16 protein-coding genes are annotated in these 22,311 nt (G+C 71.6%); 13 read left to right on the top strand and 3 right to left on the bottom strand.

The window, feature by feature from the left end; genetic code table 11:
- Positions 1-3,210 (bottom strand): GH92 family glycosyl hydrolase, encoded by a 3,210-nt coding sequence (locus QSK31_RS07410; RefSeq protein ID WP_285682203.1) that lies wholly within the window; start codon positions 3,208-3,210, stop codon positions 1-3.
- A 196-nt stretch (positions 3,211-3,406) separates the two neighbouring features.
- Between QSK31_RS07410 and QSK31_RS07405 the strand changes: the two genes are divergently transcribed.
- Genes QSK31_RS07405 through QSK31_RS07395 form a run of 3 tightly spaced genes read left to right on the top strand, consistent with a single transcriptional unit; the run spans position 3,407 to position 8,718 of the window.
- Positions 3,407-6,223 carry a putative bifunctional diguanylate cyclase/phosphodiesterase gene (locus tag QSK31_RS07405; protein ID WP_285682202.1) on the top strand — a complete coding sequence of 939 codons (2,817 nt, stop codon included), beginning with the start codon at positions 3,407-3,409 and terminating at the stop codon, positions 6,221-6,223.
- Positions 6,224-6,248: 25 nt separating this feature from the next.
- Entirely contained in the window at positions 6,249-7,442 is a 1,194-nt protein-coding gene (locus tag QSK31_RS07400) for a type III PLP-dependent enzyme (RefSeq protein ID WP_285682201.1), read from the top strand.
- Entirely contained in the window at positions 7,432-8,718 is a 1,287-nt protein-coding gene (locus QSK31_RS07395) for an MFS transporter (RefSeq protein ID WP_285682200.1), read from the top strand. Before QSK31_RS07400 ends, QSK31_RS07395 begins: the two co-directional genes overlap by 11 nt.
- Positions 8,719-8,811: 93 nt before the next feature.
- Here QSK31_RS07395 and QSK31_RS07390 read toward each other — a convergent pair whose 3' ends face one another.
- Positions 8,812-10,116, bottom strand: coding sequence for an FAD-dependent oxidoreductase (locus tag QSK31_RS07390; protein ID WP_285682198.1), 1,305 nt, complete (start codon positions 10,114-10,116; stop codon positions 8,812-8,814).
- Between the two features lie 114 nt (positions 10,117-10,230).
- On the opposite strand from QSK31_RS07390, the gene QSK31_RS07385 reads away from it, so the two are divergent.
- From QSK31_RS07385 to QSK31_RS07340, 10 genes are all read left to right on the top strand, one after another.
- A complete protein-coding gene (locus tag QSK31_RS07385) occupies positions 10,231-11,706 on the top strand; it encodes a GGDEF domain-containing protein (RefSeq protein WP_285682196.1) in 1,476 nt (491 codons plus the stop codon).
- Positions 11,707-11,921: 215 nt separating this feature from the next.
- Positions 11,922-12,713, top strand: a complete 792-nt coding sequence (locus QSK31_RS07380; RefSeq protein ID WP_285682194.1) for a DUF559 domain-containing protein — start codon at positions 11,922-11,924, stop codon at positions 12,711-12,713.
- Positions 12,714-13,209: 496 nt separating this feature from the next.
- Positions 13,210-14,925 (top strand): discoidin domain-containing protein, encoded by a 1,716-nt coding sequence (locus QSK31_RS07375; RefSeq protein ID WP_285682192.1) that lies wholly within the window; start codon positions 13,210-13,212, stop codon positions 14,923-14,925.
- Between the two features lie 70 nt (positions 14,926-14,995).
- Entirely contained in the window at positions 14,996-15,835 is an 840-nt protein-coding gene (locus QSK31_RS07370; protein ID WP_285682191.1) for a DUF1996 domain-containing protein, read from the top strand.
- A 106-nt stretch (positions 15,836-15,941) separates the two neighbouring features.
- A complete protein-coding gene (locus QSK31_RS07365) occupies positions 15,942-16,940 on the top strand; it encodes a LacI family DNA-binding transcriptional regulator (protein WP_285682189.1) in 999 nt (332 codons plus the stop codon).
- Positions 16,941-17,067: 127 nt separating this feature from the next.
- Positions 17,068-17,286, top strand: a complete 219-nt coding sequence (locus QSK31_RS07360) for a hypothetical protein (protein WP_285682187.1) — start codon at positions 17,068-17,070, stop codon at positions 17,284-17,286.
- Positions 17,240-18,082 carry a hypothetical protein gene (locus QSK31_RS07355; protein ID WP_285682185.1) on the top strand — a complete coding sequence of 281 codons (843 nt, stop codon included), beginning with the start codon at positions 17,240-17,242 and terminating at the stop codon, positions 18,080-18,082. Before QSK31_RS07360 ends, QSK31_RS07355 begins: the two co-directional genes overlap by 47 nt.
- A 202-nt stretch (positions 18,083-18,284) precedes the next feature.
- On the top strand, positions 18,285-19,268 hold the full coding sequence (locus tag QSK31_RS07350) for a hypothetical protein (protein ID WP_285682184.1): 984 nt from the start codon (positions 18,285-18,287) through the stop codon (positions 19,266-19,268).
- A 53-nt stretch (positions 19,269-19,321) separates the two neighbouring features.
- Positions 19,322-20,227: a TIGR03619 family F420-dependent LLM class oxidoreductase gene (locus QSK31_RS07345; protein ID WP_285682183.1), complete on the top strand. Its 906-nt coding sequence runs from the start codon at positions 19,322-19,324 to the stop codon at positions 20,225-20,227.
- 80 nt (positions 20,228-20,307) lie between these two features.
- Entirely contained in the window at positions 20,308-20,811 is a 504-nt protein-coding gene (locus QSK31_RS07340; protein ID WP_285682181.1) for a DUF3558 family protein, read from the top strand.
- A 40-nt stretch (positions 20,812-20,851) separates the two neighbouring features.
- On the opposite strand, the gene QSK31_RS07335 is transcribed toward QSK31_RS07340, so the two are convergent.
- A complete protein-coding gene (locus tag QSK31_RS07335) occupies positions 20,852-22,030 on the bottom strand; it encodes a beta-1,3-glucanase family protein (protein ID WP_285682179.1) in 1,179 nt (392 codons plus the stop codon).
- Positions 22,031-22,311 lie beyond the last annotated feature (281 nt).

Raw genomic sequence — 22,311 nt, 5'->3', positions numbered from 1 at the left:
TCAGCTGAGCGTCATCGCGTAGATGTTGAGGCGGGAGTCGTCCGGCAAGGTGACCGAGCGGATCTCCTTGCCCGCCGACACGGGAACGCGCAGGCCGAAGAGGCTGACCGGCGGCCCGTCCACACCCTGACCGGCCTTGATCCGGTGCGGCATGGCCAGGACCGCGCTGGTGCCTCCGGTGGGCGAGCCGCACCAGTCGGCGACCGTGATCGTCTGCGCCTCGGACGACCCGTCGGCGTACCCGATGGTCAGCGCGCCGGACACCGGGCCGTTGTGCGTGGTCGCCACCAGGTTGAGCCACGAGTGCGACTCCTGGGGCAGGACCAGCGACTGACCGGTGGCGGTCACGAAGTTCTTCGCGGTGCCGGTGGGATCCGGCGCCTGATAGACGACCCCGTCCCAGGTGACCGGTCCGGCGGCCGGGAGAAGCGCGGCGTCGTAGCTCCAGCCGCCGGTGTCGAAGTTCCCCTCGTCCGGCGAGCCGACCGTGGCCGTGCCGTCGCGGGTGAGTTCCGGCGTCAGGTCGAGCGCGCAGGCGGTGCCCGCCACGCAGGACAGCGCCGGGCGGATCACCACCCGGGCGGTGCGGGTCACGGTGTTCGCGCCGCCCACGGTCACTTCGATGGGGTACGAGCCCTCGGCAACCCCGGCCGGCGCGGTGACCGTGACGGTGGCGGTGGCCGAGACCGGCAGGTGCGACGAGATCAGGTAGTCCTGCTGATCGGGGGCGACCTTGACGGTCCAGCCGGCCGGGCCGGTGGCGCTGACCGTGGGCCGGATCGTGGTGGGCGCCTGCGCCACGATGTCCACGGTGAAGGTGGTGCTGCCGCCGGAGGGCAGCGCCGCCGTGGCGGGACGCAGCGACGCGTCGACGTGCTTGCGGGGGTCCTGCGGCGCCTTGTTCACCGACGGCGGCTCGGCGGACGTGGTGGTTCCCCACGTCGACGGCTTGGTGCCGAGCGTGTGCTTCAGGGTGCCGCCCCCGGCCACGTCGTCCCAGGAGACCCAGTTCCTGGTGACGCCGACGTTGTTCAGGTGGACGCTCTTGATGTAGCGCTTGGCGTCGGAAGCGCCGGGCGCGGTGATCCTCAGCGGGCCTCCGGCGGTGCGCACGGTGGCCGCCGGGAACTGCGGGCTGGACACGGCCAGGAAGTTCGCGCCGCTCATCGTCGGGTAGAGCCCGAGCGAGGAGAACACGTACCAGGCGCTCATGGTGCCCAGGTCGTCGTTGCCGGTCATGCCGTCGGGGCCGGTGGTGAACAGCGTCATCGCGGCGCGGACGACGGTGGCGGCCTTCGCGGGGGCGCCGGCCCAGTGATAGAGGTACGGGGCGAGCAGGTCGGGCTCGTTGTTCGGGTTGTACGTCGGCTTGGCGTAGTAGTCGTACGGCGCTTCGATCCAGTCGTTGCGGGCGGTGCCCTCGGGGTCGGTGAGCAGCTTGTCGTAGACGAAGAAGTCGTCCAGCGCCTTCTCCGACTTCTTCCGGCCGCCCAGGAGCGCGACCAGCCCGGACGGGTCCTGCGGCACCATCCACCGGTACTGGTATGCCCCGCCCTCGTGGAACTGCTCGCCGGCGTGCACCGGGTCGTACGGGGTGAGCCAGGTGCCGTCGACCGTGCGCGGCCGGAACTGCTTGGAGCCTTTGTCCCACAGGTTGCGGTACCACTGGCCGCGCCCGGCGAGCAGGGCGGCGTCGGCGGTCTTGCCCAGCCCGGCGGCCATCAGCGCGAGCGACGCGTCGGCGGCGGCGTACTCCAGGGTCGCCGAGGCCGGGTGGTCGCAGTCGTTGTCGCCGCCCTTGTGCACGCAGTCCGTGCCGAGCTTCAGCCCGGACGGTACGTAGCCGCGGTCGGCGTAGTACTTGACGCCGGTCCGGCCGTTGTAGGGCGAATCGGCGGGCGGCTCGCTCAGGACGTTCGCGCGGAGGAGCGCGTACGCCTCCTCCTCGTGCCCGGCGAGCAGCCCCTTGGACCAGGCCTCGACCAGGAACGGGGTGACCGGGTCGCCGGTCATGATGTTGGTCTCGCTGTTGGCCAGCGCCCACCTCGGCAGCCAGCCGCCGTCGCGCCCGATGGCGACCACGGACAGCGCCACGTCCCGGGCGACCTCCGGCACGAGCAGTTCGAGCAGCTGGTTCTGCGGGCGGTAGGTGTCCCACAGGGAGAGGTTCTGGTACGGCGTGTAGCCCTCCGCGGTGTGCACCTGCCGGTCGAAGCCGACGTACCGGCCGTCCACGTCGCCGGCCACGTTCGGGTGCAGCAGGGAGTGGTAGAGCGCGGTGTGGAAGGCGGCGCGGCGGTCCGTCGTACCCCCGTCGATCTTGATCCGGTCGAGCTCGTCCACCCACCGCGCGCGCAGCGAGGAACGGACCCGGTCGAAGTCGTAGGAGTCCGCGGTCTCGGCGGCGAGGTTCTTCCGCGCGCCCTCCACCCCGGTGTACGAGACGCCGACCTTGACCACCACGTCCCGGTCACCGCTCGTGTCGAAGGTGACGTACGCGCCGTTACCGCCCTCACCGGCCGCATCCCGGCTGTCCGGGGTGATCGTCGCACCGCGCCACGTTCCGTACGCGGCGAACGGCCGGTCGAAGCTGGCGGAGAAGTACACGGTGTGATCGTCCTTGCCGGCGCAGAAGTGCCCGGCGTTGATCCGCCCCTCCAGCGTCCGGTCCCCCACCACGTGGATCTCCGAGGAGAACACGTCCTGGTTGGCCTTGGCGGTGTTGAAGAGGACGTTCGCCCGGTCGGTGGCCGGGAAGGTGTAGCGCTGCCAGCCGGTGCGCGAGGTGGCGGTCAGTTCGGCGTCGACGTCGTAGCGGGACAGCCCGACCCGGTAGTAGCCGGGCGACGCCTCCTCGTCGGCATGCGCGAACGCCGACTTGTACGCATTGTGATCGGAACTGGTCACCGGGCCGGTCGTCGGCATGAGGGGAAGCTCGCCGGCGACACCGCAACCGACGCCGGAGAGGTGTGTCTGACTGAAGCCGTAGATCTCGCCGGCCTCGTAGTCGTAGCCGCCCTGGCCGCCGGTGTCCGGGCTGACCTGCACCATGCCGAACGGGGCGGCGGCGCCGGGGAAGGTGTTCCCGTAGTTCTGCGTGCCCACGAAGGGGCGGACCAGGTCCACCGGCTCCGGATCGGCGGCGCCGGCGGGCGAGGCCCAGGCCAGGGGCGCCAGCAGCACGGCGGTCACGAGCAGGCGGCGGATCATCGACATACCTCCATGACGAGAGCGTGACAACGTTGTCACCACCGAGTGACAGATGTCAATGGGCAACCGTTTCGCACCCGGCGGCAAGCGTCGTCACCCTCCGGAATCACTCAAGCTCGCCGCCCAGGTTCCGATCTCCCCGGTACGACCGCCATCTCCTTCGGCGGTCCCCGACCCGTAGCGGAGATGGCCCACGATGCGACCGACCAGCGAGCCCGACGCCCGCCGCGCCGTGCGCGGCTGGCCACGGCTGTGCGTCGCCGTCGCGGTCGTGGTGGTCGCCTTCGGGGCCGTGCTCAGCACGGGCGTCGGCGGCGAGGACATCTCCCAGAACATCTCGAACGTCGGCCTCTGCCTCGGCGCGATCACCGCGGCGGTGGCCTGCCTGCTGCGCGCCCGCTCCTACCACGGCCGCGCCCGCTGGGGCTGGGCGCTGATCGGGCTCGGCGTCCTCGCCTGGGGTCTCGGCCAGGGCGCCTGGGTCTACCTCGAGTCGTTCCGCGGCGACAACGTGCCGTTCCCCTCGCAGGCCGACACCGGCTACATCGGCATGGTCCTGCTCACCCCGGCCGGTCTGCTCGTGCTGCCCAGCCAGGCACAGGCCCTGGCCAACCGGGCGCGCAGCGTGCTGGACGGCCTGATGGTGGCCGCCTCGCTGCTGCTGATCGCGTTCATCGTCATCGTCGAGCCGCTGCTGCGGGCCGGCTTCGACAGCATGCTCGAGCTGGTCATCTCGCTCGCCTACCCGCTCGGCGACGTGGTCATCGTGACGATCGTGGTCTACATGCTGGCGCTGCAACGCCAGCAGGGCCGCGACCTGGGCCGGCTCGCGCTGGTCGGCGCCGGCATCGTCGCCTTCGCCATCTCCGACATCGGGTACGCGTACCTGAACCTGATCGGCGCCTACCAGTCCGGCGGGGTCACCGACATCGGCTGGTTCGCGGGCTTCTCGCTGATCCTGCTGGCCGCCCGCCGGCCCGGCGCCGACACCTCGGAGACCACCGGCCACGACGAGAACCCCGCCGGCGGTCCTGCCGACGGCGCCCAGCCGATCGGCGTGCTGCTGCCCTACGTGGCGGTGCTCGCCGCCCTGGCCACCTCGGTGGTCTGGTTCGCCCAGCACGGCCAGAGCAACGCGTTCGTCGCGTACACCCGCTCGGCCCTGATCCTGCTCATCGTCGGCCGGCAGCTGCTCACCCTGCTGGAGAACCGCAGCCTCACCCGCGGCCTGGAGGGCCGGGTCGCCGACCGCACCGCCGAGCTCTACGCCAGCGAGCAGCGCTTCCACGCGCTCGTCCAGCACAGCTCGGACGTGGTCACCGTGGTCAGCCCGGAGTCCGAGGTGCTCTACCAGAGTGAGTCGATCCAGCGGGTGTTCGGCGGATCGGTGGCCGGGCTCACCGGCAAGCGGCTGACCGACCTGCTGCTCCCGACGTCCGCGGCCACGCTGGCCCAGGCGCTGCGCTCGCTCGGCGGCCGCCCGTACGCCACCACGACGATCGAGCTGACCCTGCAGCGCGGCGACGGCGGCTTCCGGCAGGCCGAGATCACGATCACGAACCTGCTCGGCGACCCCAGCGTCGGCGGCCTCGTGCTGAACACCAGGGACATCAGCGAGCGCAAGCAGCTCCAGGAGCAGCTGGTGCACGAGGCGTACCACGACGGGCTGACCCAGCTGGCCAACCGGGCGCTGTTCCGCGAGAAGGTCTCCGAGGCGCTGGACGTGCGCCCCGACGACCACGACGTGACCGTGCTCTTCCTCGACCTGGACGGGTTCAAGGAGGTCAACGACAGCCTCGGGCACCTGGCCGGCGACCAGCTGCTGGTGCGGGTGGCCGACCGGCTGCGCGCCGCGGTGCGCGACGACGACGTGGTCGCCCGGTTCGGCGGCGACGAGTTCGCCGTGCTGATCACCGCGCCGCTGGGCGCGCCGGACGCCGAACAGGTCGCCCAGCGCATCGTGGACAGCCTGCACGACCCGTTCCGGATCGACACCCGGGACATGCACGTCCAGGCGTCCATCGGCCTGGCCGCCGGCGCGCTGCTCGCCGACCAGGGTGAGGGCGGCGCCGAACAGCTCATGCGCAACGCCGACCTGGCCATGTACCGGGCCAAGGAGGCCGGCGGCTCCGGCTTCGCCAGCTACCACCCGCAGATGCTGTCCGGCCTGGTCGAGCGGCTGGAGCTGGAGGCCGACCTGCGGCTGGCCCTGGAACGCGGCGAGCTGAGGCTGCACTACCAGCCGACGATCGACCTGACCGACCACCGGATCTCCGGCTTCGAGGCGCTGGTCCGCTGGCAGCACCCGACCCGTGGGCTGATCTCGCCGCTGGACTTCATCCCGATCGCCGAGGCCACCGGGCTGATCGTGCCGCTGGGCCGCTGGGTCCTCGAGGAGGCGTGCCGGCAGGCCGTCGCCTGGGGTGCCAGTGCCGCTACCGATGCCTGGTCCTCCGGACGGCATGGAGAATCCGGACGCCGAAGTAACCAGCTCACCCGGATCGCCGTCAACGTCTCGGTGCGCCAGTTCGACCGCTGTGACCTGGCCGCCATGGTCGGCGAGGTGCTCGCCGAGACCGGCATGCCGGCCGGCAAGCTGTGCCTGGAGATGACCGAGAGCGTCCTGATGACCGACACCGAGGAGAACCTCGAGCAGCTGGTCCGGCTCAAGGCGCTGGGTGTCTCGCTGGCCATCGACGACTTCGGCACCGGCTACTCCTCGCTGGCCTACCTGCGCCGCTTCCCGGTGGACACGCTGAAGATCGACCGCTCGTTCGTGGAGCGGATCGGCGCGCAGACCGACGACGCCGCCCTCGCCCGCACCATCGTCCAGCTCGGCCAGAGCCTCAACATGTCGACCGTGGCCGAGGGCGTCGAGGAGTACGGCCAGCTCGCCGCCCTGCGTGCCATGGGGTGCCGGTTCGCCCAGGGCTACTACTTCTCCCCGCCCGTGCCCGCCGACGCCGCCGGCCGACTGCTCCACGACGGCAGCGCCGCCCCCGCCGTCGCCTGATCCCCTGACCCTGGAGACACCCCCCATGACCCCCGCGCTGCTGACTCCCGCCCGCGTGCCCGCGCACTGGCCGTCCGCCCTGGCCCCGGACGTCCTGGAGGTCATCGACATGCCCACCCCGTACCTGGTCACCGACCTGGGCACGGTGGCCGCGCGGCACGAGGAGTTCGAGCGGGAGCTGCCCGGGGTGCGCGCCTACTACGCGATGAAGAGCAACCCGGCGCAGGAGGTCCTGGCCACGCTGGCGGCGCGCGGGTCCGGCTTCGAGATCGCCTCGCTGGGCGAGCTGCGGATGCTCGAACGGGCCGGGGTGGACCCGGCGGACGTGCTCTACAGCAACCCGGTCAAGCCGCCGGCGCACGTGGCCGAGGCGTACCGGGCCGGGCTGTGGCGGTTCAGCTTCGACTCGCCCGGTGAGCTCGCGAAGATCGCCGAGCTGGCGCCCGGCGCCGCCGTCTACGTGCGGCTGCGGGTCGACGACGAGGCCAGCGTGTTCCCGCTGTCACGGAAGTTCGGCACCAGCGTGGGAGAGGCGTACGACCTGCTCACCCTCGCCGAGCGGCTGGGCCTGCGGGCGTACGGGATCACCTTCCACGTCGGCTCGCAGTGCGCCAACCCGCTGGCCTGGCGGCAGGCGATCGCCGACTCGGCCCGGCTGATGAACCTGCTCCGCGCGGACGGCATCGAGCTGCGCATGCTCAACCTGGGCGGCGGCTTCCCGGCCCGGTACGTCAACGGCGTGCCGAGCATCGAGACGATCGGCGCCGTGGTCACGGCCGCCCAGGACGAGCTGCTGCCGTACCGGCCCGAGCTGCTCGCCGCCGAGCCCGGCCGGTACCTGGTCGCCGAGTCGGCGGTGCTCGCCACCACGGTGATCGGCCGGGAGCGCCGCGACGACGAGAACTGGCTGTTCGTGGACGTCAGCGCCTACCACGGCCTGATGGAGACGCTGCAGACCGCGAACGGCTGGGAGTACCCGCTGTGGACGTCGGTGCGGCACGCCGCCGAGATCCCCGGGATGCGGTTCACCGTGACCGGGCCCAGCTGCGACAGCTCGGACACCGTCTTCACCGGCGTCACCCTGCCCGCCACGATCGACGTCGGCGACATCCTCTACATCGGCTCCGCCGGGGCGTACACCCTGAGCTACGCCTCCGCCTTCAACGGATTCCCGCCACCGACGCCGCTGTTCGTGGGCGGCGGCGCGGATGGCCGCTGAGGCCGTCCGATCCGGCAGGCATCGCCCGGCGGCGGCCGGCGGTCTCCGCCGGGCCGGCCGGCTCCGCGAGCTGCTCGCCGCCGGCGTCGTCGACTCGTTCGGCATGGCGCTCGGCTGGACCGTGCTGGTGCTGCTCGCCGTCGACCGCGGCGGGCTGGCCGAGGCCGCCCTCTACAACGCCGCCATGCTGGCCGGTGTCGTGCTGTCCGCCCCGATCACCGGCTGGCTGTCGCGCCGGCTGTCCGGCCGGGTGCTGCTGCGCTCGACGGCCGGCGCGGAGATCGTGCTGCGCGTCGCGGTGCTCTGGGGCCTGATCGCCGGCGCGCCCACCTGGTCCATCGCGACCGGCGTGGTGGTCATGCACATCGCCGCCTGGGCCGGCTTCGCCGGCATGCGCGCGGAGGTCACGGCGATCGCGCCCGGCCCCAAACCCATGACGCGGTACGCCCTGGGCATCGCCGCCGTCGAGGCGGCCGGCACCGGGTGCGCCGCCCTGATCCCGGCCGGCGCCGCCGGTCACCCCACCGGCTGGTGGCTGGCCGTCGTCTTCATCGCGTACGCGGGTTCCCTGGTCCCCACGATCCTCAGCGCCCGCCGCGCCCGGGTGCGTCCGGACGAGACACCGACGGCCGGCATCCCCACGCTCGCCTTGAGCGGCCGCCGCGTCGGCTCCTGCCCCGATCCGGTCCCCCCGAGCCCCGGCCGCCGCCGCGGCGCCGTGTCACCGCGGCTGCTCGCCGCCGGCGGCGCGGTCATGCTGATCGCCTCCGGTCCCACCCTGCTGGCCGTGCCGCTCACCACCGAGCTGCACGGCCGCGCCTGGGTGGTGGGCGCGGCCGTCGCGTTCAGCCTGGGCTGCCTGCTGGCCACGGCCGCGGTCGAGGTGATCGGCGCGATGCGGCTGCCCGCCGTCCTGCGCTGGTCGGTGTACGGGCTGGGCATGCTGGTCGGCTGGATGTTCGCGCCGGCACACGCGTACGCGATCCTCTTCGCCCAGTTCGCCGCGGGCCTCAGCCAGACCGCCTTCGAGGGCGACATGGACTCCCGGGTGGCCGCCGAGGCTCCGCTCAAGGAGGTCACGACGGCGCTCGCGTACAGCGCCTCGGTCCGCGCCCTGGGCGGCTCGGTCGCGGTCAAGGCGCTGCCGCTGCTGGTCACCGCGCAGGCGGTGGACCGGGCGGTGAGCGCCGCCGCGCTGGTCCTGGGCGTCGCGGCGCTACTGCTCTACACGATCACGCTGATCCCCCGGCAGCTACGCCGGGCACCGGCCGGCTGACCTCCCCGCCGCTGCCCCTTTGCTCTGCTTACACATACGCACCACCCCGCTTTGCTCTGCTTACACATACGCAGCACCCCCGCTTTGCTCTGCTTACACATACGCACCGCCCCCGCTGATCGCCTTGACCAGCGCGATCCGGTCCGGGCCGGCGGGCCGCGGCGGACGCCAGCCACCTCGGTAGACGGCCCGCGCGGCCGGCTCGATCGCGGCGAGCTCGCCGGGCAGCACCCGCATCTGCAGGTACTGCAGGATCAGCGGCCGCAACTCCGCCGACGCCGCCATCGTCTCGACGATCCAGCCGCTGGTCAGCGGCCGGTCCAGGTCGACGTCCGCGCCGCGGTAGCGGGCCAGCCGGTCCGGGTCGGAGCGGACGTGGTCGTCGAACCACGGGCGGATCGCCCTGGTGCAGTACGCGTCGAACGCGTCGCGGACGTCGTGCGGGTCGTCATGCGCGTCCAGCGCCGCGACCAGGTTCTGCGCCTGCATCAACGACGTGGCGATGCCCCGGCCGGCGATCGGGTTGGTGATGCACACCGCGTCGCCGACGTGGACCAGGCCGGCGAGCGCGCCCTGCCCGCGGTAGGCGTTGCGGACGTTCCCACCGGCTCGCGGGGCGGTGATCGGGCGGGAGCGCTCCGGGTCGGTCCAGGCGGCCAGGCCGGGGATCGCCGCGCAGGCCGCCTCGTAGGACGCGACGTCGCGCAGCCCGGCCAGTTCCTGGTCGCCGGACTCCCGCAGGATCAGGGTCGAGAACGTCCGCGCGTCCTGCAGAAATGTCGCCACGGCGTAGCCGTCGTGCTGCTCGAGGATGCCGAACGCGTTGGTCATCGGGCCTGGTTCCGCCCCCGGCAGCAGCGCGTGGTGCCGCGACACGTACGCGATCCCGCAGTCCTGATCCTCGGCGGCCGGGCGGAGGTCGGCGCCGAGCGTCCCGCCGCGACCGCCGGCGTGCAGCACCAGATCGGCGGCGAGTGTCCGGCCGTCCACCTTGATGCCGGCGGCACGGCCACGGTCGCGGATCACGTCGCGGACATGGCCGGTCAGCACCGTGACGCCGGGCTCGGCCGCGGCCGCCGAGCGCAACGCCCGTTCCAGCGTGGGGCGGCGGCAGTGCACACCGGCCCGGATGCCGCCCGGGAGGACGGCGTCGGCGGCGCCGAGTGCCAGCAGCGCGTCGTGCACGTCCGGCATTTCCGCGTCCAGGGCCTCGACGGCCTGGTCGCGGATGGCGTGCGGGTGGTGGAACTGCATCACGCCGCGCCGCTCCCAGTCGTCGTCGCCGGGCGGACCGGGGTCACGGTCGACCACCGTGACCCGATGTCCCCGCCGGGCGAGCGCGACAGTGAGATACAGCCCGACCGGCCCGGCCCCGACGACAGCGACATTTCTCTTCATCTCTCCAACATTGGGGGCGGCGCCCGCTCAGGGGAAGTGACGGGTAACCGACTTCCTCATGGCTGATCACCACCGGCCGATGAATGGAGGCGGAGACGAGACGAGGAGAAACCGGTGCGCAAGTGGTGGCGGCGATGGCCGGCGTGGCAGGTCTACCTGGCCTTCTCCGGGGTGATCGCGGCGACCTACTACGCGTTCCCGGTCGAGCGGCTGCAGGCCGTGCTGGTCGGCACGCTCGGCATGTCGGCGGCGGTCATGATCGTCGTCGGCGTCCGGCGCAACAAGCCCGCCGTGCGCTGGCCGTGGTACCTGATGGCGGCGGCGCGGGCCTGCTTCGCGCTCGCCGAGGTCGTCTACTGGATCCAGACGTGGGTGACCGGTGAGGACGTGTTCCCCGGGTACGCCGACCTGCTGTACCTGAGCTTCGCGGCGATGCTGGCCGTCGCCGTCGTCGGCCTGGTGCGGGCCCGCCGCCCCGGCAAGGACCGGCCCGGCCTGCTCGACGCCCTGGTGCTCTCCACCGGCGCCGCGATGCTGGCCTGGGTCTTCCTGATCGTGCCGTACGTGCGCGCCGAGGACCTGAGCCCGCTGGCCCGGGCGGTGTCGCTGGCGTACCCCGTCTCCGACATCCTGGTGCTCGCGGTGCTGGCCCGGCTGGTCACCGGCCGCGGCGACCGGCCGCCCGCCTACCGCCTCTTCGTCGCCGCCGTGTTCGCCCTGCTGATCGCCGACGTCGGCTACGCCATGCTCGAACTGACCATCGGCTACACCGCCGGCAACATCGTCGACCTGGGCTGGCTGGCCATGCAGGCCCTCGGTGGCGCGGCCGCCCTGCACCCGTCGGTGGTGTCGATCTCCCGGCCGAGCCCGCCGGTGGCCGAGGGTTCGGCGCCGCCCGGCCGCATCGCCGCGCTGGCGGTCGCCAGCCTGATGGCGCCGGCCGTGCTCGCCATCGAGTGGGCACGCGGGATGCCGATCGACGTGCCGGTGATCGTGGGCGGCTGCGCGATCCTCTTCCTGCTGGTCATCGCGAGGCTCAACGGCCTGGTCAAGCTGCTGTCCGTGGCGCTGCGCGCGGTCGAGGAGCAGGCCACCACCGACCAGCTCACCGGCCTGGCCAACCGGCGCCGGTTCCACCACCGCTGGGAGAACGCGCTCGGCGAGTCGGTCGGGCCGACCGCCCTGCTCTACATCGACCTGGACGGCTTCAAGCCGGTCAACGACGCCCTCGGCCACGAGGCGGGCGACGCGGTCCTGGTCGGGGTGGCCGCCCGCCTCAACAGCATCGTCCGGGCCGGCGACGTGGTGGCCCGCCTCGGCGGCGACGAGTTCGCGGTGATCCTGCCGTGGACCGACGACGCCACCGCCACGGAGGTCGCGGGCCGCATCCTGAAGGCTTTGGCCGAGCCGTTCCCGACCGCCGCCCGCCCGGTCTTCATCGGAGCGAGCATCGGCGTGATCACCGCGGCCTCGGGCGCCGACCCCGACGACGAGCTCCGCCGCGCCGACACGGCCATGTACGCCGCCAAGGCCGCCGGCCGCAACCGCGTCCATCACGACGAGAGCACCGCGGCAGCCTCACGCCTGTAGCGGCGACCACTCCGCGGTGGTAGCGCACAGCGGCATCCGCGGCCCGGATGCCGTGCTGTGCTACCACTTTCCGCGTTGTCCACAGGGGTCCGGCACGCGGCGCGGCGTTGCGTCAAGATTTGCGCGTGGGAAGACGCGCGCCGATGCCGGAGCAACTCCTGGTGAGACCCTTCCGGGGGCGAGATGCGGTCTCCTTCGGGGTGATCACCCGTCACATGCTGCGAGGACCGTCTTGGCGGCAGCTGTTGCCCGATGTGTACGTCGATGCGGGCGCGACGCTCGACCATCGGCTGTGGTGTGCCGCGGTCGCCCTCACCCTCCGCGGTGACAGCGCGATCGATCGATACAGCGCGGCGCATCTGCACGGCGTGGAGCTTCTGCCGCCCGACGCACCGGTCACGGTGACCGTGCCGAAGCCGGCCCATCCGTGGCGCCATCCACGCGTGCGCACCTTCCGGACGATGCTCGAACCCGGAGATCGGATCGTTCTGGACGGGATACCGGTCACGACTGGCCTGCGTACCGCCTTCGACCTGGGCCGGCAACCGGATCCGGCCGCGGCGGTCGCCGCGCTCGACGCGCTGTGCCGCAGCCGCCTGGCGACGGTTGCCGAGGTGGCCCGGTACGCAGGCGACCGCCGGCATCTGCAGGGAGCCCGATTGCTGCTCAGGCGCCTCCCTCTGGTGGATCCGAGGGCTGAGTCACCGATGGAGTCCCGCCTCCGGGTGCTCATCGCGATGACGGGGCTGCCGGCCCCTGTTCCGCAGTACGAGGTGTGGGACCGTCGCGACCGGCTCGCCGGCCGGGTGGATCTCGGGTGGCCGCACTGGCGCGTGGCTGCCGAGTACGACGGTGATCAACATCGGGAGCAGGCCACCTTCCGCCGGGACGTCGCGCGGCTCAATGCCCTTCACGAGGCAGGCTGGGCTGTCCTCCGGTTCACCGCGCCTGATCTTCTCGACCACCCCGCCGAGACGGTCCGCCGCATCGCCGCCGCCCTCATCTGAGCCGACGGCCCTCCAATCGTGGTAGGACAGCGCGCCATCCGCCGTGTCGACACCGCCACGACCTACCACCTCCGCGACCCGTGGTGGGCCGGCGCGCTATCCGCACCCGAACACCGCCACGACCTACCACTGACGCCACCGGCTACCACCGCCGCCGCCACCTACCCCCGACGCCACCGGCAACCACAGCCGCCGTCACCTACCACCGACGCCACCGGCTACCACCCGCGCCCACGGCAGCGCCCCGGCCGCGCCCACCGCAGCGCCCCCACCCGCGCCCCCGGCAGCGCCCGGACCACACCGCCCGGTTCCGGAACCAGGCCGCCACCAGGGGGAACGCGAGAAAGCGCTTCCCGAGCCCGTCACCTGGCATTGACATGCATGAAACCGGGGTTCAGAGTGACCTTTCAAAGAGCGCTTTCTTACATCCCCGTAACAGCTCTGACACATCCCCTCTTCCACCCGTCCCCTTGATTCCCCGCAAGGAGATCCCCGTATGACATCCCCTGTTTTCCGACGAAGCCGGAAAGGACTGGCCGGTCTCGGCGTCGTCCTGGTCGGCCTGCTGGGAAGCCTGGTTGCGACGACCGGCGCCGAGGCGGCCGAGACCATCGTGTCGCAGGGCAAGCCGGCCACCGCGTCGTCCACCGAGATCGCGGGCGCCTACCTGCCCGGCGAGGCGGTCGACGGCAACAGCGGCACCCGGTGGGCCAGCGCGTTCACCGCCAGCCAGTGGTTCCAGGTGGACCTGGGCGCGTCCACCGCGGTCAGCCGGATCGCGATCAACTGGGAGGGCGCGTACGCCAAGGCCTTCACCATCCAGTTCTCCGCGAACGGCTCGAGCTGGACGCAGGCGTACGCCACCACCACCGGCCCGGGCGGCCAGCAGAGCATCCCGGTCACCGGCACCGCCCGGTACGTGCGCATCAACCTCACCCAGCGGGCGCTGGAGCAGTACGGCTACTCGTTCTGGGAGTTCCAGGTCTTCTCCGGCGGCGGCACCACACCTCCGGACGACCCGCCGCCGGGCGGCACCCGGCTGCTGTCGTACAACAAGCCGGCGCTGGCGTCGACCTCGCAGAACGACGTGAACTGCAACCCGTGCACCCCGGACAAGGCGTTCGACAACGACCCGGCCAGCCGCTGGGCGACGAGCTCGACGAACGGCTGGGTGGACCCGGGCTGGATCTCGGTCGACCTGGGCGCCGCCGCGCAGATCAGCCAGGTGGTGCTGCAGTGGGATCCGGCCTACGCGACGGCGTACCAGCTGCAGGTCTCGAACGACAACGCGAACTGGACGAGCTTCTTCTCGACCACCACGGGCAACGGGTTGAAGGACGTCATCAACGCGACCGGCACCGGCCGGTACGTGCGGATGTACGGCACGACCCGGAGCAGCGCGTACGGCTACTCGCTGTGGGAGTTCAGCGTCTACGGCACCGGCGGCGCACCGCAGAGCCCGCCCGCGCAGCCGGCCGACCCGGCGTTCCCGGCCACCCGCGTGGTGTTCGAGGACCAGTTCAACGACCCGTCGGGCACCAAGCCGAGCACCGCGAAGTGGACGTACGACCCGGGTGTCCCGCAGAACGGCGAGGTCCAGTACTACACGCCGAACAGTGAGAACGCGCAGATGGACGGCCAGGGTCACCTGGTCATCGAGGCTCGCCGGCAGGACTACCAGGGCCGGCAGTACACCTCGGGCCGGATGAACACCAGCAACAAGTTCCACGCGCAGTACGGCCGGTTCGAGGCCCGGATCAAGGTGCCGAAGGGCAACGGCCTGTGGCCGGCGTTCTGGATGATGGGCGCCGACTTCCTGCAGGGCCGCCCGTGGCCGTACAACGGCGAGATCGACATCATGGAGGTCCTCGGCCGGAACACCAACGAGACCTACACGACGCTGCACGCCCCGGCCTACAACGGCGGCGGCGGGTACGGCCAGAAGTCCACCGCCCCGGTGGATCTGTCCCTGGACTACCACCTCTACGCCGCCGAGTGGGACAGCAAGGGCATCCGGTTCTTCCTGGACAACACGCTGGTCTTCACCGCCGGCAAGGAGACCGTGGAGAACACCCGCGGCCCGTGGATCTTCGACCACCCGTTCTACCTGATCCTCAACCTCGCTGTCGGCGGCGATTTCCCCGGCCCGATCGACGGCACCACGCCGTTCCCGTCTCGCATGCTGGTCGACTACGTCCGCGTCCTCCAGTGATCTGACCGGCTCGGCACCACGCCGGGACGGGGCCCCCATCCCCGTCCCGGCGTTTCCCCAAGGAGGAAAGATGCGCCTCGCAAAAGCCGCACTCGCCGCCGTGCTGATAGCACTCACCATCGGCATTCCGAAGAACGCCGACGCCGACATCGTCAGGGTGGCCGAGTTCCTGGCCGACTGCCCCTACAGCCACCGGCTGCCGGACGACCCGATCGTCTTCCCGAACATGCCCGGCGCCTCGCACATGCACAGTTTCTTCGGCAGCCGGGTGACCAACGCGTACACGACCGTCAACGACCTGCTCAACGCGAACAGCAACTGCAACCCGTCGATCGACAAGTCGTCGTACTGGATCCCGACCTTCTACAACAACAACGTGCCGGTGGAGCCGACCACGGGCGTCTTCTACTACCTCGGTGAGGGCGTACGGGACGACCTGATCGCCACCACCCAGCCGCTGCCGCTGGGCCTGCGCATCGTGGCGGGCAACGCCAGGGCGGCCGGCCCGAACGACAACACCATCTCGCGGTGGTCGTGCCTGCACGCCGGCCAGGTGCCACCGTCGCACGACTTCGTCACCTGCCCGTCCGGGACGATGCTGGAGTCGTACCTGGACTTCCCGCAGTGCTGGAACGGCCGCGACCTGGACTCGACGGACCACAAGAGCCACATGGCGTACCCGGTCGGCGGCGCCTGCCCGGCGAGCCATCCGGTGGTGGTGCCGAAGCTGCGTCAGGTGATGCGTTACCCGGTGAGCGGCAACCCGGCCGGTTTCCGGCTGGCGTCGGGGCCGGGCTACACGATGCACGGCGATTTCTTCAACGCGTGGCCGGTCGCGGAGATGGCCCGCCGGGTCAACGACTGCATCCGGCCGATCATCAAGTGCGGCGCGGATGGTCGTCCGTCGTGACCTGAAGCCGCAGGGCCGGGGAAGCGCTTCCCCGGCCCTGCGGCCCTCCGGTGCTATAACAGACGCCATGAGCTCCAGGCCCCCGCGCGGTGGGCAGAATCCCACCATGGACCAGGTCGCGGAGGCGGCCGGGGTGTCCCGCGCGACGGTCTCCCGGGTGATCAACGGCGCGCCGAGCGTCGACGCGAAGATCCGCGAGATGGTGGAGCGCGCGATCGCCGATACGGGGTACGTGCCGAACGTGGCCGCCCGCACGCTCGTCACCCGGCGCACCAACTCGGTGGCCCTGGTGATCTCCGAGCCGGAGCGCCCGAACGACACCTCCTTCCTCAACCGGGTGTTCACCGACCCCTACTTCGGGCGCATCACGGCCGGCGCGACCACCGCGCTGCGGCCGTACGACATCCACCTGGTGATCATCCCGACCGATTCCGGCGACCATCACCACGTGATCCGCTACCTGCGCCAGGGCCACGTCGACGGCGTCCTGCTGATCAGCAGCCACGAACAGGACCCGCTCCCCCGGCAGGTGCACGACCTGGGCATCCCGGCGGTGGTGTCGGCCCGGCCGGCGCAGCCGATCGCGGCCAGCTTCGTCGACGTCGACCAGCGCCTGGGCGCGCGTCTCGCGGCCGAGCACCTGCTCGCCCGCGGTTGCCGCCGGCTCGCGACGATCTCCGGCCCGCTCGACATCCCGGCCGGGATGGACCGGCTGGAGGGTTTCCGGGCTGCGGTCAAGGGCCGGCACGTCCCCTCGATCGAGGGCGACTTCACCCGGGCGGGCGGCGAGGAGTGCGCGCGGCGGCTGCTCGCCGATCACCCGGACGTGGACGGCCTGTTCGTCGCCAGCGACCTGATGTCCGAGGGTGCGTTACGCGCCGTGCAGGACCTCGGTCACCGTGTGCCGGAGGACGTCGCGGTGATCGGCTTCGACGACAGCAGCGCGGCGTTGGAGTGCCGGCCCCTGCTCACCACCATCCGCCAGCCTGTCGAGGAGATGGCCGCGGAGATGGCGGAGATGCTCCTGGCGCAGATCGCGGCACCCGGCCGGCTTCCACGCTCCGTGACATTCCAACCCACCCTGGTGATCCGCGACAGCGCGTAACCGTCGCCTTTGTGCAGATCACGATGATTCGCGGGTGAACCGGCGTCCGTGTCGCACTGGTTGGGTACTGTCCCGCGTCGCGAGCGGGGAATCATCTGATTCCCGCCCCGACCAAGGAGAGAGTGTTGTGACCGACCCGTCCGTGAGCCGGCCGGCCAACGTCCCGGAGCAGCGGGGCGTCCCGGAGCAGCAGGGCGTCCCGGAGCAGCGAGGCGAACAGTACGCGGAGCCGCACGACCCCGGCGCGCCCGAGGAGTACTCCGGCGAGCCCGTGCCCGATCCCTGGGAGGAGGTGCCGAGTGGCGAGTTGGATCCTGGTTCCGTGCCTGGTCAGCCTGCGCACTGAGTTCAACACGCTGGCGCCCTCCCGGGACCGGAGCAGCGACGGTTCGATCGGCGACTCGGCGCACGCCTCGAGCTCGAGCGACCACAACCCGGACGAGACCGGGGCCACGCCGTCCGAGGACGCCGACTCGACCAACGAGGTGCACGCCATCGACGTGGACGCCGACCTGCGCAAGGCGGGCTGGACCATGGCGAAGGCCGTCGAGGTCATCGTGACCCGGCACCGGTCCGGCGCGGACGACCGCCTGCAGAACGTGATCTACAACCGGCGCATCTGGTCCCGGTCGTGGGGCTGGACGGCCCGCACGTACACCGGATCGAATCCGCACGACAAGCACGCGCACTTCTCCTCCCGCTACACGACCGCCCAGGAGCGCGACACCCGCCGCTGGGGACTACTGGAAGCCGAGGACGACGCCATGGCCGGAATCACCCAGACCGACTTCAACGCGCGGATGGACTCGTGGTGGAACAGCCGCCTGTCGCCGAACGCCAAGGACAACCCGCAGCGCCGGGCCTTGCGTGTCGCGCCGTGGCAGCAGACGGTCGGCCGCACCGGCGTCTCCACGCACGACACGTTGTTCTTCGAGATGAAGAACATGCTGGCCGCGCTCGTCGCCGCCAACCCGCAGATCACCGCGGAGGTCCTGGCCAGCATGGACACCGAGGACGTCGCGTCGGTGGTGGCGTCGACCCTGGCCGCGCCGGACCGCTCCACCGAGGAGACGGCCGCCGTGCTGAAGACCGCGCTGGGCGAGAAGGCCGACGAGGTTGGCCGCCTGCTGGTCAGCAAGTAGGTAGCAGGGCTGGTCAGCAAGGAGCAGGGAAGGACCATGCCGGTCGCGGGCCGGTCGGTCCGCGGCCGGCTTTTCTCCGAGTACGCGCGCAGCACCTGCTCGCCCTCGACGCGTCGGCCAGGCGGTCCGTCGCGCTCCGCCGGTAAGCCGCCGGGTTGTCCCGGTTCGTACAGCAATAAAGATCACCATGAGTATATTCACGGTGACTTCCAGTGTTATGTTCGTCGTCGTGCTGACGGACCCCTCACGTATTGCATCGCCCACCCGTCGCATCCCGGAACAGCGCCGCGCCCCCGTGGAGACCGCCGTCGAGGTCGCCCGGAGCCGGTTGCGCAAGGGCTGGCGGCTGGAGGCGGCGCAGCTGCTCGACCGGTGCGTGCGGGCGCGGCAGCTGGACAAGATCGAGGACGCCACGCTGACCGAGCGGTGGGCGTACGCCCAGGATCGCTGCACCGGCAACGGCCGCACCGCGCTGAAGGAGCCGGTGCTGCAACGCGCGATCGCGTGGGTGACCGCCGAGGAGCTGGCGGCCGGCGACCGCGCGCTCGCCGAGGACAAGCCGTTCGCCGCGGCGCGCTTCGGCCTGGCCGCCGACCGGATCGACCCGCGCGGCACCCGGTCGGCGTTCCTGCAGGCCTCCGCGCTGTACCGGGCCGCGCAGAAGTCGCTGGCCCGGGCGGCCGAGATCGGCGAGGCGGACATCCTGGCGGAGGGTCCGGAGGCGGTCGGGCCGATCGACTTCACCACGCTGACCACCGAGTCGCCGGAGAGCCGCGATCCGCGGCGCACCGTGCCGGCTCACCTGCGACGGGCCGACCGCTGCCTGCGCAAGGCGATCCCGCTGATCCTGCGCGCGTCGGCCGACCCGGAGCTGCGGCTGGAGTGCGACTACCTGTCCAGCGCGGTGGAACGCATGCTGCACGGGCTGACCGAGCGCCGGGCGACCACGGACCGGATGGCCGCGGCCTGCGCCTGCCTGGTCGACTACGACGCGTTCGTGCGGCACTACGCCGACCAGGTGCTGCGCCGCCCGGCCGACCGCAGCAGCTTCCGGTCGTCGCTGGGCGCGCTGGCCGCCCGGGTGGACCGGCTGCTCGCGTCGTCACCCCCCAACTCCGCCGAGGCCCGGTTGCTCACCACGCTCGCCGGCGGCGTCGCGAACATGCGGCGCGCGTTCACCAGCTGACCCTCAGGTCCCGTCTCGTGGGTGACCCACGAGACAGGCCCTACGATCGGCTCATGCTGATCAGTTTCGGGTGCCCGGTGTCCGGGGCGTGGGCCGAACCTGCCGTCGTGGGGCAGGTCGCACGGCGGGCCGAGGAGCTCGGCTACCACGGACTGTGGACGTTCCAGCGGCTGCTCGTCGCCGAGGGTGACCAGCTCGACCCGGTCTATCGGAGCGTCCTCGACCCGCTGGTGACGCTGGGCTATGCGGCCGCACTCACGGCCCGTATCCGGCTGGGCGTCGCGGTGATCAACCTGCCGTATCTGTCACCGGCCTACCTGGCCAAGCAGGCGAGCACCCTGGACGTCCTCTCCGCCGGGCGGGCCGACCTGGCGCTGGGCACCGGCTGGTCGGCCGTCGAGTTCGCCGCCACCGGGTCGGATCCGGCGCCGCGCGGGCGGCGTACCGAAGAATATGTTTCTGTCCTGCGTGCTCTCTTCACCGAGGAGGTCACGTCCTTCGACGGCGATCTCTACACCGTGCCGCCGAGCCGGATGGCGCCGAAACCGGTCGCGCCGGGCGGGCCGCCGATCCTCCTGGGCGGGACGGCGGAGAGCGCGCTGCGCCGGGCCGGGCGGATCGCCGACGGCTGGGTCAGCCGCAGCGCCGCCACCCTGGACGACATCCGGAGCGGGACGCAGATCGTGCGGCGGGCGGCCGAGGAGTCCGGCAAGGACCCCGACGACATGCGGATCGTGGTCCGCGGCGCGGTGCTGGCCGGTGACCGCGACGACGCGCGGCCGCTCTCCGGCAGCGTCGAGCAGATCAGGGCGGGCGCCGAGCTGTACGCGGAGGCCGGTGTCACCGAGCTCTTCTACGACCTGAACTGGGATCCCCTGATCGGCGGACCGGACGCCGACCCGGCGGCGGGGCTCGACCGGGCCCTGGAGCTCCTGGAGAACCTGGCGCCGTCGTCCTGACGGATGAAGATCTCCCGTAAACGTGTCATCACCCGGCAGCGCTCTGTCCCGGCAGCACGCTGACCTGCAGTCTTACCCGCATGAAGCGCCCTCTCTCAGCCATCGCCGCCGTCGTCACCGTCGTCTCCCTCACCGGTTGCTCCCTCTTGGAACGGGCGCAGGCAACACCCGCGCCCACACCTTCCTCGGAGTCGGGAATCGGCTCGGTGAAGGACTCGGGCGACATCCCCGACCCGTGCACGCTGCTGAGCGACGATCAGGTCACGAAGCTGACCGGGCGGGACATCTCCCAGAGGGACGAGGACGGGGCGGCGCCGGGCGACGCCGCACGCTTCTGCCAGTGGCAACAGCCCAGCGGGCAGCTCGCGGTCTTCCTGTCGCGCACCACGCGGTCCGACTACGACGTGCGGATCGACGGCGCGAACGAGGTGGACGGGCTGGGTGAGAAGGCGTTCACGCTGGCCGGCCACCTCTACGTCCTCTATGGGACGGTGCAGGTGGACGTCTACTCCCGTGGCGACAGCGACGAGGAGAACCTGGCGAAGGAGAAGGACGTGGTCGACGTCCTCCTCCCCCAGATCTAGCCGCGGCTCGCGGGGGCGCCGGAACGCCCCCGCAAGAGGCTCAGAACGCCGTCAGCGTGATCCCGATCGACGTCGGGTCGCCGCTGTGCACCAGCGACTCCTGGTTGGCGACGTCGTCGAAGGCGAACGCGTACGCCTTGCCGTCCACCATCTGCTCGTGGATCAGCTTGTTGTAGAGGTTGACCGGCTCGCTCCGGTAGAAGGTCGCCGGGTCGGTCGACGGCTCGACGGCCTGGGTGCCCAGCGTCCCGCGCTGCAACGCGGCGCAGAGACTCCGCGCGATCGGCCCGACGACCAGGTCGTTCGGCGCGCCGAGGTTGCCGTCGCAGCCCCACACGTCGGCGGTGCTGGGCTTGGTGAACGTCGCCACCTGAGCGCCGCTCGCGTCCCGGAAGCTCAGCACGTCGCCCGAGGTGCGTCCGAGGAACACCTTGTCCGGCTGGTCCAGGAACGGCCGGACGGTCAGGTCGGTGTTCGCGTACGCGGCCCAGGCCCGGTCGATGTAGCCGTCCAGGTAGCCGGCCGGGAAGCCGCTGCCTTCCGCGCCCTTGCCCGGGGAGAGCACGCGCAGCACGGTCCCGTCGTCCCGGGTCTTCACCAGCTTGGCGAAGTCCGGGTCGGCCTTCATGCCGTCGATGACCGCCTGCCGGCCGCCCGGCTCGAGCAGCCCGGTGGTCAGGGTCCGCCCGTCCGAGCCGGTGACGCTCACCGAGTGCGGCACGGCGAACATGTCGACCTGCGAGCTGTTCAGGAACACCCCGGCGTCGTTGTAGGTGAACTCGCTCCAGTCGAACAGGAAGTTCGCGTTCGCGTCGCCACCGGCCCACGGCGCCGGCTGGACCAGGCCGTCCGGGGTGAGCCGGAAGTCAAGCTTGTCGCCGAACGACATGTACATCCGGCCGGAGAGGCCCTTCGGGACGCTGATGGTCTTGGCGGCGCCCGGTGCCGGCCCGTCGATGGAGACGTCCGGCGCCGGCGCCGGCGGGTTGGCGCCACCGGTCCACGGGGTGAAGGCCCCGGCCTCGGTCACATACCCGAGCCGGCCGCCCGAGACGCCCAGGACATAGAGGTGGACCGGCTCACCGCGGCCCGAATCGTTGGTGATGGTCAGCGGCAGCAGGTCGGGGCCGGCTGCGAACGCGTTGGGCACGACGGCGACGGCGGCGGGGATCGCCACCGCGGCCACGGCGAGTCCGAGCAGTTTGCGCTTGAGAGGCATGAACACTCCACGGTCGTCCCCCTCTTCGACGCCGCCCGGGTGTTGCCGGGCTGGGGATGGCGTCAGGTCAGGGTCGCGTCGGGGGCGGACAGATGGGGGGCGCCCTGACCGTCACGCTCCGTGACGACGAGGCATACCCGTCTCGTCCCTGAGAGCGCTCTCTCGATCATGAGCGTCGCTTCGACGGATGTCAAACGGTCAATGCGGAACGACATCGTGGCCGGTCGCAAGCCCCCATTCCCGACAAGATCATCCACCGGCGTCGATACCAATCGGAAAGG

Source organism: Actinoplanes sp. NBRC 103695, from assembly GCF_030269485.1.
GTDB lineage: Bacteria > Actinomycetota > Actinomycetes > Mycobacteriales > Micromonosporaceae > Actinoplanes.
This window is presented reverse-complemented; position numbering and strand designations above follow the sequence as displayed.

Coding starts and splice junctions, on each gene's coding strand:
- QSK31_RS07405 (WP_285682202.1), top strand. CDS start 3,407: ATGCGACCGACCAGCGAGCCCGACGCCCGCCGCGCCGTGCGCGGCTGG.
- QSK31_RS07410 (WP_285682203.1), bottom strand. CDS start 3,210: ATGATCCGCCGCCTGCTCGTGACCGCCGTGCTGCTGGCGCCCCTGGCC.
- QSK31_RS07380 (WP_285682194.1), top strand. CDS start 11,922: ATGCTGCGAGGACCGTCTTGGCGGCAGCTGTTGCCCGATGTGTACGTC.
- QSK31_RS07335 (WP_285682179.1), bottom strand. CDS start 22,030: ATGCCTCTCAAGCGCAAACTGCTCGGACTCGCCGTGGCCGCGGTGGCG.
- QSK31_RS07400 (WP_285682201.1), top strand. CDS start 6,249: ATGACCCCCGCGCTGCTGACTCCCGCCCGCGTGCCCGCGCACTGGCCG.
- QSK31_RS07345 (WP_285682183.1), top strand. CDS start 19,322: ATGCTGATCAGTTTCGGGTGCCCGGTGTCCGGGGCGTGGGCCGAACCT.
- QSK31_RS07370 (WP_285682191.1), top strand. CDS start 14,996: ATGCGCCTCGCAAAAGCCGCACTCGCCGCCGTGCTGATAGCACTCACC.
- QSK31_RS07390 (WP_285682198.1), bottom strand. CDS start 10,116: ATGAAGAGAAATGTCGCTGTCGTCGGGGCCGGGCCGGTCGGGCTGTAT.
- QSK31_RS07340 (WP_285682181.1), top strand. CDS start 20,308: ATGAAGCGCCCTCTCTCAGCCATCGCCGCCGTCGTCACCGTCGTCTCC.
- QSK31_RS07365 (WP_285682189.1), top strand. CDS start 15,942: ATGGACCAGGTCGCGGAGGCGGCCGGGGTGTCCCGCGCGACGGTCTCC.
- QSK31_RS07395 (WP_285682200.1), top strand. CDS start 7,432: ATGGCCGCTGAGGCCGTCCGATCCGGCAGGCATCGCCCGGCGGCGGCC.
- QSK31_RS07375 (WP_285682192.1), top strand. CDS start 13,210: ATGACATCCCCTGTTTTCCGACGAAGCCGGAAAGGACTGGCCGGTCTC.